General features: G+C 60.9%; 12 protein-coding genes. 9 read left to right on the plus strand and 3 right to left on the minus strand.

Annotated features, from left to right (window positions below; genetic code table 11):
- The 3 genes from ABJN75_RS07290 to ABJN75_RS07300 form a co-directional block, all read right to left on the minus strand.
- On the minus strand, positions 1-299 hold a 299-nt coding region (locus ABJN75_RS07290; RefSeq protein ID WP_348438236.1), incomplete at its 3' end, for a MazG nucleotide pyrophosphohydrolase domain-containing protein.
- A gap of 245 nt (positions 300-544) precedes the next feature.
- Positions 545-961 carry a GFA family protein gene (locus ABJN75_RS07295; protein ID WP_348438238.1) on the minus strand — a complete coding sequence of 139 codons (417 nt, stop codon included), beginning with the start codon at positions 959-961 and terminating at the stop codon, positions 545-547.
- Positions 962-976: 15 nt separating this feature from the next.
- Positions 977-1,579, minus strand: a complete 603-nt coding sequence (locus ABJN75_RS07300; protein WP_348438240.1) for a nucleoside deaminase — start codon at positions 1,577-1,579, stop codon at positions 977-979.
- A 179-nt stretch (positions 1,580-1,758) separates the two neighbouring features.
- On the opposite strand from ABJN75_RS07300, the gene cysG reads away from it, so the two are divergent.
- The 9 genes from cysG to fdhF all read left to right on the plus strand — a co-directional run.
- Complete coding sequence (gene cysG, locus ABJN75_RS07305; protein ID WP_348438242.1) at positions 1,759-3,204, plus strand: siroheme synthase CysG; 1,446 nt, start codon at positions 1,759-1,761, stop codon at positions 3,202-3,204.
- A 25-nt stretch (positions 3,205-3,229) separates the two neighbouring features.
- Positions 3,230-3,538, plus strand: a complete 309-nt coding sequence (locus ABJN75_RS07310) for a DUF2849 domain-containing protein (RefSeq protein ID WP_348438258.1) — start codon at positions 3,230-3,232, stop codon at positions 3,536-3,538.
- 10 nt (positions 3,539-3,548) lie between these two features.
- Positions 3,549-5,219, plus strand: a complete 1,671-nt coding sequence (locus ABJN75_RS07315; RefSeq protein ID WP_348438244.1) for a nitrite/sulfite reductase — start codon at positions 3,549-3,551, stop codon at positions 5,217-5,219.
- 21 nt (positions 5,220-5,240) lie between these two features.
- Positions 5,241-5,726 (plus strand): DUF934 domain-containing protein, encoded by a 486-nt coding sequence (locus ABJN75_RS07320; RefSeq protein WP_348438246.1) that lies wholly within the window; start codon positions 5,241-5,243, stop codon positions 5,724-5,726.
- Between the two features lie 16 nt (positions 5,727-5,742).
- Complete coding sequence (locus ABJN75_RS07325) at positions 5,743-6,078, plus strand: 2Fe-2S iron-sulfur cluster-binding protein (RefSeq protein WP_348438248.1); 336 nt, start codon at positions 5,743-5,745, stop codon at positions 6,076-6,078.
- 87 nt (positions 6,079-6,165) lie between these two features.
- On the plus strand, positions 6,166-7,062 hold the full coding sequence (locus ABJN75_RS07330; RefSeq protein WP_348438250.1) for a LysR family transcriptional regulator: 897 nt from the start codon (positions 6,166-6,168) through the stop codon (positions 7,060-7,062).
- Between the two features lie 94 nt (positions 7,063-7,156).
- Entirely contained in the window at positions 7,157-7,636 is a 480-nt protein-coding gene (locus ABJN75_RS07335) for a formate dehydrogenase subunit gamma (RefSeq protein WP_348438252.1), read from the plus strand.
- Positions 7,633-9,189: an NADH-quinone oxidoreductase subunit NuoF gene (locus ABJN75_RS07340; protein WP_348438254.1), complete on the plus strand. Its 1,557-nt coding sequence runs from the start codon at positions 7,633-7,635 to the stop codon at positions 9,187-9,189. The genes ABJN75_RS07335 and ABJN75_RS07340 overlap by 4 nt, the downstream gene beginning before the upstream one ends.
- Positions 9,190-9,195: 6 nt before the next feature.
- On the plus strand, positions 9,196-11,611 hold a 2,416-nt coding region (gene fdhF, locus ABJN75_RS07345; RefSeq protein ID WP_348438256.1), incomplete at its 3' end, for a formate dehydrogenase subunit alpha.

Here is an 11,611-nt window from a genome sequence, read left to right on the forward strand (position 1 = left end):
GGATGGCGGCGGATCATCTTCGCCGTGATCGCCTCGACCACATCCTCGAACGAGAACAGCTTTTCTTCCTCTGCCATACGGGCGTGAAACACCACCTGCAGCAACAGATCACCCAGTTCGTCGCACAGATCCTCGGGATCGTTGCGCTCGATCGCATCCGCGACCTCGTAGGCCTCCTCGATCGTGTACGGCTTGATCGAGGCGAAATCCTGCTTGATGTCCCACGGGCAGCCGGTTTCGGGGTCCCGGAGCGCTGCCATGATTTCGAGTAGTCCGGAAATGTCGCGTGATGGTTTCATTCAGAGCGTGCCGCGGTTAGGAAAGATCAAAGTGTTCACCGAGGATGGTGAGGCAGCGGTCGATTGCAGGTCACGTGCGCAGCTCTCGGTAAGATCCAGACACTGCGGCCTGCTCAAGCGAGACTAGCCGAGCCGCGTCACAGCCGCGACCGTTCTGCCGCCTGCACCGGTGTTGTCCACAGATCAGTCGCCTGTCCGAGGCGGCGCGGTATCCGTTACGCGGTCTGCCAGATCCACCTGTCGGGCTATTGTGACGGCCCGGGGAGCCCGGCGAACGCAGGGACTTGCTCCAATTGCCTGTCCCATTCCGCCCGGTCCGCACAGCAGATATGCGCATCCGGCCGAACGGTGACAGGGCTGTCGAGGCAGCCGGCCGGAATCGTCATCATTCCGCTGTCGGCGTCAATACTCGGAACTGCTGACCCACAGGTGCCGCAAAAGCTTTTCTGGTGCCGCGTTCCCGCAAGCCGGAAGGTTTTGACCAGATCCTTGCCTGTCTTCCAGATGATTGTGGCGTTGGCCGAAAACATGTTGGCTGCATGGGCGGATCCTGTGTCCTTTCGACAGCGCCGGCAGTGACACAGAAAGAAACCGTCAATGCTGCCCGACATCTCGAAACTGACGGCGCCGCACAGGCAATTACCGCGACTTGTAGTGGTCATCTCGTATCCTGCAGTTCAGTTGAGCGGGATGGCGTTGTCATCCTTGCTCGATTGGTAGGCGTTCGACAGCTCGGCGTAACGCGCGCGGATGCGGTTGGCCTGGTTAAGCAGCGGCTGAGCCTGATCGTCGGGCAGGGTGGCTATAATATCGAACAGGCCACGGCCGCGCCAGAAGGCGTTGTCGTGATTGTACCCCCCCGGCTCCAGTCCGAAGACTTCCTTGAGCATCTTCAGATCATGCGGGATGGCAAAGCTGTCGCGTGAATCCTGATGGCTGAAGAAATAGAAGAAATTGTCGAACCCGGCCCAGGCGATCGCCGACATGCACATGGTGCAGGGCTCGTGCGTCGACAGGAATATCATGTCCCTGGTCGGTTCATTCTTTGATATCGGGCTTTCATAGAAGCACTTGAGCAGATGGACTTCGCCGTGCCACAGCGGGTTCTCTGTCTCGTTGTTGGTTTGAGCCATGACCAGAGACAAATCGGATTTGCGCAGCAGCGCGCCGCCAAACACCTTGTTGCCATCAGCAACGCCTTTTTCGGTGAGTGGCAGGATATCGTGTTCCATCACGTCGAGCAGTTTGCGGACCAGTTCCGCGTTTTCCTTGATCTCCATCTCAGATTCCAACTGTTTGCAGTCCCACCGCATGAGCGTGAAGCGTCGCGGTCACCCATTCTCCATAACCGGCTTTAAAGGGTAAAAGAATATCTGTTCGCCCCGTTTGGCAAATCTTTGTTCCTTCATTTGTTTCGTCTTTCTCCTGAAAATGGCGTCAAATCAGGAGTTAACCGGACATGGCGACGCAATCAGCACGCTTGACGACATTCCCCGCCTTCATGCGGGTCGATGCCCGCAAGGTGGCAATCTTCGGCAATGGCGCGGAAGCCGCCGCCAAGGCGCGGCTTGTCGCCAACACATCGGCCAATATATCGATCTATGCCGATGCGCCCGAAGCTGAACTCATCGACAGCCTTGCCCGTCTTGGGCTCGAGCCGGTACCAGCCGCCTATGCAGCCTCCCAGATGGATGGCGCGACACTGGTATTTGCCGCCACCGGCGACGCAGCGCTCGACCGCAAGATCGTGGCTGACGCACGGTCACGCCATATTCCCGTCAATGCGGTTGATCAGCCGGATTATTGCGATTTCCTGACCCCCGCGCTGGTCAACCGCGCGCCGGTGGTGATCGCCATCGGAACCGAAGGCGCAGGCCCGGTTCTGGCCCAGATGATCCGTGCGCGCATCGACCAGATGCTTTCGCCCTCGCTGGGAACACTGGCGCGACTTGCCCAGGACTACCGCGCCGCTGTTGACCGGTTGTTGCCGCGCGGCGTGGCGCGGCGCGTGTTCTGGCGCCGGTTCTTCGAGGCCGATGTCGCGACCCATGTCGACAATGGCGATATTTCCGAGGCCCGGCGCATCGCAACCCGGATGCTGCGCGGTCGAGAGCCTGCGCCCGGGCATATCTGGCTGGTCGGCGCAGGACCGGGCGCAGAGGATTTGCTGACGCTTCGCGCCCAGCGCGCCATGATGGAAGCCGATGCAATCGTTTATGACGCACTGGTGCCCGAGACCGTGGTGGCGCTCGGCCGGCGCGATGCCGAACGGATCTCCGTGGGCAAGCGCAAAGGCTGTCACTCCAAAAGCCAGAACCAGATCAATGAGTTGCTGGTTCGTTTGGGCCGCGAGGGCAAGCGCGTGGTGCGGCTCAAATCCGGCGATCCACTGATTTTCGGCCGTGCCGGCGAGGAAATGGCGGCGCTGCGCGATGCCGGCGTCTCGTTCGAGATCGTGCCGGGCATCACCTCTGCGCTTGCGGCCGCTGCAGATTTCCAGCTTCCGCTGACATTGCGCGGCGTGGCGTCGTCGCTGGTGTTCACCACCGGGCATGATCTCACCGGCGCGGCATTGCCGGACTGGGCGCGGCTGGCGGTTTCGGGTGCCACGCTCTGCGTTTACATGGGCCGCACGGTTGCCGCCAGTGTCGCCGCGCGATTGATCGATGCGGGACTGCCCGCCGACATGACCGTTGCAATCGTCGAAAACGCTTCACGCCGCGATCGCCGCCTGTTTCACGGCACGCTCGCCGACCTGCCGGCACTTGAGCACCGCACCGAGCTTGCCGGGCCGGTGATGGTGGTGATCGGCGATGCCGTCGCGGGCGCCAATTTCGAGCATTCAACTTCCATTGCAGCCGGACAGCAAAGCTCTGCCCCGGCCAGTCAAACCCAAGCCGCCTGAGGAGGTCACGATGAAAACCGTACCGATCAAGACCAAGGTTCTCACCGCAAACCGTCTGAGCGACGGCATCTCCGTCTGGCTTGGCGCCAATGGCGAATGGGTATTCTCACTCAAGGATGCCTTTGTCGCCCGCCACGACGATGCCGTGGCGGCGATCACTGCAGCAGGCGACCAGGCCCTCGCCGACAACCGCGTGGTCGATGTCAATGTCATCGAGATCGAGGAAACGCCCGCCGGGCTGCGTCCGTTCCGTCTGCGCGAACGCATCCGCGCAGACGGACCGACAATCGATTATGCGCCGGTTTCCGCCGCGCAGGCCTCCCAAGCCGCATAAGGACCATACGATGTATCGCTATGATGAATTCGACCACGCCTTTGTGGCCGCGCGTGTCAGCCAGTTTCGCGACCAGGTCGAGCGCCGGCTTTCGGGTGAGATTTCCGAGGATGCCTTCAAGCCGCTCAGGCTGATGAATGGCGTCTATCTGCAACTGCATGCCTATATGCTGCGAGTGGCCGTCCCCTATGGCACGCTCAATCCGCGCCAGATGCGCAAGCTGGCGCACATTGCCCGCACCTATGACCGTGGCTACGGCCATTTCACCACGCGGCAAAACATCCAGTACAACTGGCCTGCGCTGTCCGACGTCCCGGCAATCCTTGAGGAACTGGCAGACGTCGAGATGCATTCGATCCAGACTTCGGGCAACTGCATCCGCAATGTCACCTCCGATCAATTCGCCGGTGCTGCCGCTGACGAAGTTGCCGATCCGCGGCCCTATGCGGAGATCCTGAGGCAATGGTCGTCGGTGCATCCGGAGTTCTCGTTTCTGCCCCGCAAGTTCAAGATCGCGGTGATCGCATCCGAGCACGACCGCGCCGCGATCCAGACCCACGACATCGGCCTGCAGCTCAAGACCGACGATCAGGGCCGCCTGGGTTTTGCTGTCTGGATCGGTGGCGGGCAGGGGCGTACGCCGCTATTGGCCAAGAAGATCAAGGACTTCCTGCCGGAATCCGATCTTTTGTCCTACACCACCGCAATCGTGCGGGTCTACAATATGCACGGCCGTCGCGACAATAAGTACAAGGCGCGGATCAAGATCCTGGTGCATGAAACCGGGGTGGAAGAACTGACCCGAGAGATCGATGCAGAATGGGCGCATATCAAGGATGGCGAGCTGAAACTGCCCGACGCCGATATTGCCGCGATCAATGCCTATTTCGCGCCCCCAAAGCTTGGTGACCGCGCCGAGGGCTGGGCCGAACTGGCCGCATGGAAGAAATCCGACCCCGGCTTTGCCGCCTGGGTCGGCCGCAATGTGGCGCCGCACCGGCATCCGGACTATGGCATGGTGACGATATCGCTCAAACCGATTGGCGGTATTCCGGGTGACGCGTCGGCTGACCAGATGGATGCGGTGGCGCGTCTGGCTGAAGAGTTCGGCCATGATGAAATCCGCGTGACGCACGAACAGAACCTGGTGCTGCCGCATGTTGCGCTTGCCGATCTGGAACCGCTGTACCGCGCGCTGCTGGCCGACGGGTTGGCAACGGCCAATGCCGGCCTGATCACCGACATCATCGCCTGCCCGGGGCTGGATTATTGCGCGCTCGCCAATGCACGCTCGATCCCGGTGGCCCAGGCGATTTCAAATCGTTTTGCCGACCCCAAGCGACAGGCTGAAATCGGCGATCTGAAGATCAAGATTTCCGGCTGCATCAATGCCTGCGGGCATCACCATGTCGGACATATCGGTATTCTCGGCGTCGAGAAAAAGGGTGAGGAGCTCTACCAGATTTCGCTCGGCGGTTCTGGAGACGAGAATGCCTCCATCGGCCAGATCACCGGCCGTGGCTTCGGCCCCGAACAGTTGACCGTCGCCATCGAGACCATTGTCGAGACCTATCTGGCCAACCGGAGGAGCGCAGATGAACCGTTCATCGACTGCTATCGCCGCATTGGCGCCGATCCCTTCAAGGCAGCGCTTTACGGCGGCCAGGTCCAGGCGGCTTAGGACAAGATCCGGAGACTTATCATGACTGTCATTTGGACACAGAACGGGATTGTCGAGAACGATCCCTGGGCAGCAAGCGATACCGGCGACGGTTCGAAACTGCTTGCGCTTGCCGACGCGCTGGAGCACGTGCGGGACAATGCCGCCTTTGGTGTGATGGTGCAGCCAGCCGAAAATGTGGGTGCGCTGGCACCGTTGCTCGACCGGGTGGCAATCATCGCGCTGAATTTCCCCGCCTTCAGTGACGGGCGGGCCTTTTCACAAGCCATGCTGCTGAGGCAACGACTGGGCTATACCGGGGAGTTGCGGGCAGTTGGCAATGTGCTGCTTGACCAGGTGCCGCTGATGCTGCGCACCGGGTTTGACAGTTTCGAGATTTCGCACGAGCCGACGCAGAGACGACTGGTGGAAAAACGTCTGCCGGGCATTGATCTGCACTATCAGCCATCAGCCGACGCCACGCAGGCCGGGCAAAGCTACAGCTGGCGTCGCATAGCCAGCGCCTGATCGGGGAGACCAGACCATGCAAATTCACGTTACCGACCAGAGCGGAGCCCGCCATACACTGGAAGCACTGGAAGGTTTCCGCGTGATGGAAATCATTCGCGACTGGGGTCTCGACATCAAGGCCGAATGCGGCGGCGCCTGTGCCTGCGCCACCTGCCACGTCCATGTCGCACCGGTCTGGACCGGCAAGCTTCATCCGATCGATGCCGAGGAAGAGGATATGCTCGACCAGGCTTTCGACGTGCGTGACAATTCGCGGCTGTCCTGCCAGTTGCTGATGAGTGAAGAGCTTGACGGGCTTGAGGTGACGTTGGCGCCAGGCACGGAAGACGGAGACCGGGTGGCGGCCTAAGCGGTTTCGCCATGGGCGCAATTCCGACATGGCGGCGTCGTTTGTGCTGCTTGCGCGATGCGAACTCCTCATGCGAGTTTGCGTTTCATGATCGACAAGCTCGAATTCTTTATCGTGCTCGCAAGGGAGCGGCATTTCGGCCGGGCCGCGGAAGAATGCGGCGTCACCCAGCCGACATTGTCGGCGTCTCTCAAGCAACTTGAAGAACAGTTGGGCGTAACCCTGGTGCAGCGCGGGTCGCGCTTTCAGGGGCTGACGCCCGAAGGCCAGCGCGTGCTGGAATGGGCCAGACGCATCGTCGGTGACACCCGCACCATGCGCGAGGAAATGAAAGCCGCGCGCCGGGGGCTGTCGGGTCATGCCCGGATCGCGGTTATTCCCACCGCGACCTATATGGTCACCGACCTCACCGTCGCCTTCACCAAAAAGCACCCGGCAGTGACGCTTTCGGTCACGTCCTGCACCAGTTATCAGGTGCTCTCGCGGCTGGAAAACTTCGAGATCGACGTCGGCATAAGCTATCTGGAAAACGAACCCACGGGACGTGTTGCCACAATCCCGCTTTACGCAGAGCGCTATCAGCTCATCACCTCCGCCGGACAGCAGTATGCAGACTGTGACAAAGTGACATGGTCGGAGGTGGCAACGCTGCCGCTGTGCCTGCTGACGCCGGACATGCAGAACCGGCGGATCATCAACCAGCACCTCACCGAGGCCGGCGCGACCGCCAAGCCGACGCTGGAATCAAATTCGATGATCGTCTTGTTCTCCCACATCAGAACCGGCAAATGGGCATCGATCATGCCTGTCAATCTGGCTGATACCCTTGGGTTTGGCGACGATATCAAGTCGATTCCGATCGTCGAGCCCGACGCGCACCATGTGGTTGGCATGATCGCTGCCCCGCGCGAGCCGCATACTCCGATCGTCTCGGCGTTGCTTCACGAGGCGAGGGTTTTCGCCCGGACTCTTTCGCAGCGATAGAAATTTTCTATCGCACAACGAATATGATGACTTGATTCAAGGGGTTGTTCACGGCGTAGTGGACATCCTGTTACACTATCGGGAGGGGTTTGGCATGGAATCACGCCAATTGGATGCGGATATCGCAGTGCGAACCGAAGCTATAGTCGGTCGGCTGAAGCCGCTCGAAGGACCGCTTCTGCCGATTCTCCACGACGTTCAGGCGGAGTTTGGCTATGTTCCGCGGGCCTCCGTTCCGGTGATTGCGCAGGGGCTCAACCTTTCGCGCGCCGAAGTCCATGGTGTGGTCAGTTTTTATCATGATTACCGTGAAGCGCCTGCGGGCCGGCATGTCATCAAGTTGTGCCGCGCCGAAGCCTGTCAGTCGATGGGCGGCGATGAGCTGGCGGACCGGCTGCTCGGGCTGCTCGGGCTCGACTGGCACGAAACCAGTACCGACGGCATGGTGACGATAGAACCGGTCTATTGCCTGGGTCTTTGCGCCTGCGCGCCTGCCGCGATGGTGGATGGCGATGTCATTGGCCGGCTCGACGAAGATTCGGTCAAGGCTCTGGCGGAGGTGGTGCGGACATGAGGGTGAAAATCTATATTCCAGGCGATTCCGGCGCCGTCGCCCTGGGCGCTGACAGGCTGGCGATCCACATGGCGGAAGCGGTCAAGGCGCGCGATCTTGATGTGGAAATCATCCGCAACGGCTCGCGCGGGCTGTACTGGCTGGAACCGATGATCGAGGTCAAGACGGACAAGGGCAGGATTGCCTACGGTCCGGTCAGGCCGTCTGATCTCGATGGACTGCTTGATGCGGGGATGGTCGAGGGCGGCGATCATCGACTTTGTCTCGGTACGCCGGAAGATATCCCGTTCCTGAAACGTCAGACCCGGCTTACCTTTGCCCGCTGCGGCATCACCGATCCGCTGTCGCTTGAAGATTACCGCAATCATGGCGGACTGACCGGGTTGACGAACGCCGTCGCCATGGCGCCTGCCGCCATCGTCAAACAGGTTACCGATTCCGGTCTGCGCGGCCGTGGCGGCGCGGGCTTTCCGACCGGGATCAAGTGGAACACCGTGCTGGAGGCTGACGGTGAGCAGAAATACATCGTCTGCAACGCTGATGAGGGCGATTCAGGCACCTTCGCCGACCGCATGATCATGGAGGGCGACCCCTTCGTGCTGATCGAGGGCATGGCGATTGCAGGCATCGCAACGGGCGCCACCAAGGGTTACCTCTATACCCGCTCCGAGTATCCCCATGCCATCAGGGTGATGAATCGCGCCATCGAAATCGCCAGGGAAAACAATATTCTGGGGACATCCGTTCATGGGTCAGGGCCGGCTTTCGACATGGAAGTCCGGGTTGGCGCGGGCGCTTATGTCTGCGGCGAGGAAACGGCACTTCTTGAAAGCCTGGAAGGTCGCCGCGGCGTGGTGCGGGCCAAGCCTCCGCTGCCGGCGCACAAGGGCTTTCTCGGCCGCCCGACAGTGGTCAACAATGTGATCTCGCTCGCCTCCGTGCCGGTGATCATGGACAAGGGCGCGGATTATTACCGCGATTTCGGCATGGGCCGCTCGCGCGGCACGATCCCGATTCAGATCGCAGGCAATGTCAGGCATGGCGGGCTTTTCGAAGCAGCCTTCGGCATGACGCTGGGCGAGCTGGTTGATGACATAGCCAATGGTACCGCCACCGGGCGCCCAGTCAAGGCGGTGCAGGTCGGCGGACCGCTGGGCGCCTATTTTCCTCGGGACCTGTTCGACACCCCGTTCGACTACGAGGCCTTTGCCGCAAAGAACGGGCTGATCGGACATGCCGGCATTACAGTGTTTGACGACACCGCCGACATGCTCAAGCAGGCGCGCTTCGCCTTCGAGTTCTGCGCCATTGAAAGTTGCGGCAAGTGCACGCCCTGCCGCATCGGTTCGACACGCGGGGTCGAAGTCATCGACCGCATCGCCGCCGGTATCGAGCCCGACAAGCAGAAAGAACTGGTCAGCGATCTCTGCAACACCATGAAATTCGGCTCGCTCTGCGCGCTGGGCGGCTTTACGCCGTACCCGGTGATGAGTGCGCTGACACATTTTCCGGAGGATTTTCATCCGGTTCCGATGTCCCAGGCTGCGGAGTGAATGAAGATGGCACTGATCCAGGAAATCGACTATGGCACACCGGCCTCCCAGGCTGAAAAGACAATCACACTGACCATAGACGGCACCACCATCGAAGTGCCCGAAGGAACCTCGGTGATGCGGGCTTCGATGGAAGCCGGTATCCAGGTGCCCAAACTCTGCGCCACCGACATGGTTGATGCCTTTGGTTCCTGCCGGCTCTGCCTGGTCGAGATCGAGGGGCGCAACGGCACACCTGCGTCGTGCACCACACCGGTCAGCGAAGGCATGGTGGTTCACACCCAGACCGGGCGGCTCAAGGATATCCGCCGCGGCGTGATGGAACTTTATATCTCCGACCATCCGCTCGACTGCCTGACATGCGCCGCCAATGGCGATTGCGAGTTGCAGGATATGGCCGGCGCCGTGGGTTTGCGCGATGTGCGCTACGGCTATGACGGTGAAAATCATGTGAAGGTGCGGCAGAACGGCGAAGCCAATCCGCGCTACATGGCGAAAGACGAGAGCAATCCGTATTTCACCTATGATCCGGCCAAGTGCATTGTCTGTTCGCGCTGCGTGCGGGCCTGCGAGGAAGTGCAGGGCACGTTTGCGCTGACCATCGAGGGCAGGGGCTTTGAAAGCCGTGTCTCGGCGGGCATGCACGAGAGCTTCATGAATTCCGAATGCGTCTCCTGCGGCGCCTGCGTGCAGGCTTGCCCGACAGCGACGCTGCAGGAAAAATCCGTCATCGAAATCGGCCAGCCCGAGCATTCGGTGGTCACCACTTGCGCCTATTGCGGCGTCGGCTGCTCGTTCAAGGCCGAAATGCGCGGCGAGGAAGTGGTGCGCATGGTGCCGTGGAAAGACGGCAAGGCCAATCGCGGCCATTCATGCGTCAAGGGCCGTTTCGCCTGGGGCTATGCCACCCACCAGGACCGGATCCTCAACCCGATGGTGCGCGAGAAGATTACCGATCCATGGCGCGAAGTCAGCTGGGACGAGGTTTTTGTCCATGTCGCCAAGGAATTCCGTCGTCTGCAGTTCCAGCACGGGCGCGGCGCAATTGGCGGCATCACCTCGTCGCGTTGCACCAATGAGGAGACTTTCCTGGTGCAAAAGCTGGTGCGCGCCGGTTTTGGCAACAACAATGTCGACACCTGCGCCCGTGTTTGCCATTCGCCGACCGGCTACGGTCTCGGCAAAGCCTTCGGCACGTCGGCCGGAACCCAGGATTTCGATTCCGTCGAGCACACCGACGTCGTCATTCTGATTGGCGCCAACCCGACCGACGGACATCCGGTATTTGCCTCGAGGCTGAAGAAACGACTGCGGGCTGGAGCGAAGCTCATTGTCATCGACCCGCGCCGCATCAATCTGGTGCGCTCGGCCCATGTCGAGGCCAGCCATCATCTGCCCTTGAAGCCCGGCACCAATGTCGCGGTCCTGACCGCGCTGGCGCATGTGATCGTCACCGAAGGCCTGTTTGACGAGGGCTTCATCCGCGAGCGTTGCGACTGGTCGGAATTCGAGGACTGGGCGAGCTTTGTCGCCGAGCCCGCCAATTCTCCCGAGGCAACAGCAGCCTCTACCGGTGTACCCGCGGAAGAAGTGCGCGGCGCGGCGCGGCTCTATGCGCGTGGTGGCAATGGCGCGATCTATTACGGCCTCGGCGTCACCGAGCACAGCCAGGGTTCGACCACGGTGATGGCGATCGCCAATCTGGCCATGGCGACAGGCAATATCGGCCGTCCCGGCGTCGGAGTGAACCCGCTGCGGGGCCAGAACAACGTGCAGGGCGCCTGCGACATGGGCTCGTTCCCGCACGAATTGCCGGGCTACCGGCATATTTCGGGCGGCGAGGTCCGCGATGTGTTCGAGAAACTCTGGGGTGTCGAGCTTGATCCGGAACCAGGGCTCAGGATCAACAACATGCTCGACGCTGCTGTTGATGGGACCTTCCGCGGCATCTACATCCAGGGCGAGGATATCCTGCAGTCCGATCCTGACACCAAGCACGTCAAGGCCGGGCTGGAAGCGATGGAATGTGTTGTGGTTCACGACCTCTTCCTTAATGAGACCGCCAATTACGCCCATGTGTTTCTGCCCGGGTCGACGTTCCTGGAAAAGGACGGCACATTCACCAATGCCGAACGCCGCATCAACCGGGTGCGCAAGGTGATGACACCGAAGAACGGCTTGGCCGACTGGGAAGTGACGCTGAAGCTTGCGCAAGCCATGGGGCTTGACTGGACCTACAATCATCCCTCTGAGATCATGGATGAAATCGCAGCCACCACACCGAGCTTTTCCAATGTGACCTATCAACTTCTGGACCAAAAGGGCTCGGTGCAGTGGCCGTGCAATGATGCCAACCCGGAAGGCACGCCGGTGATGCACATTGATGGCTTCGTCCGCGGCAAGGGCAAGTTCATCCGCACCG

This window comes from Hoeflea sp. (assembly GCF_039975035.1).
GTDB lineage: Bacteria > Pseudomonadota > Alphaproteobacteria > Rhizobiales > Rhizobiaceae > Hoeflea.

Coding starts and splice junctions, on each gene's coding strand:
- ABJN75_RS07295 (WP_348438238.1), bottom strand. CDS start 961: ATGACCACTACAAGTCGCGGTAATTGCCTGTGCGGCGCCGTCAGTTTC.
- ABJN75_RS07330 (WP_348438250.1), top strand. CDS start 6,166: ATGATCGACAAGCTCGAATTCTTTATCGTGCTCGCAAGGGAGCGGCAT.
- ABJN75_RS07315 (WP_348438244.1), top strand. CDS start 3,549: ATGTATCGCTATGATGAATTCGACCACGCCTTTGTGGCCGCGCGTGTC.
- cysG (WP_348438242.1), top strand. CDS start 1,759: ATGGCGACGCAATCAGCACGCTTGACGACATTCCCCGCCTTCATGCGG.
- ABJN75_RS07325 (WP_348438248.1), top strand. CDS start 5,743: ATGCAAATTCACGTTACCGACCAGAGCGGAGCCCGCCATACACTGGAA.
- ABJN75_RS07335 (WP_348438252.1), top strand. CDS start 7,157: ATGGAATCACGCCAATTGGATGCGGATATCGCAGTGCGAACCGAAGCT.
- ABJN75_RS07320 (WP_348438246.1), top strand. CDS start 5,241: ATGACTGTCATTTGGACACAGAACGGGATTGTCGAGAACGATCCCTGG.
- ABJN75_RS07300 (WP_348438240.1), bottom strand. CDS start 1,579: ATGGAGATCAAGGAAAACGCGGAACTGGTCCGCAAACTGCTCGACGTG.
- ABJN75_RS07340 (WP_348438254.1), top strand. CDS start 7,633: ATGAGGGTGAAAATCTATATTCCAGGCGATTCCGGCGCCGTCGCCCTG.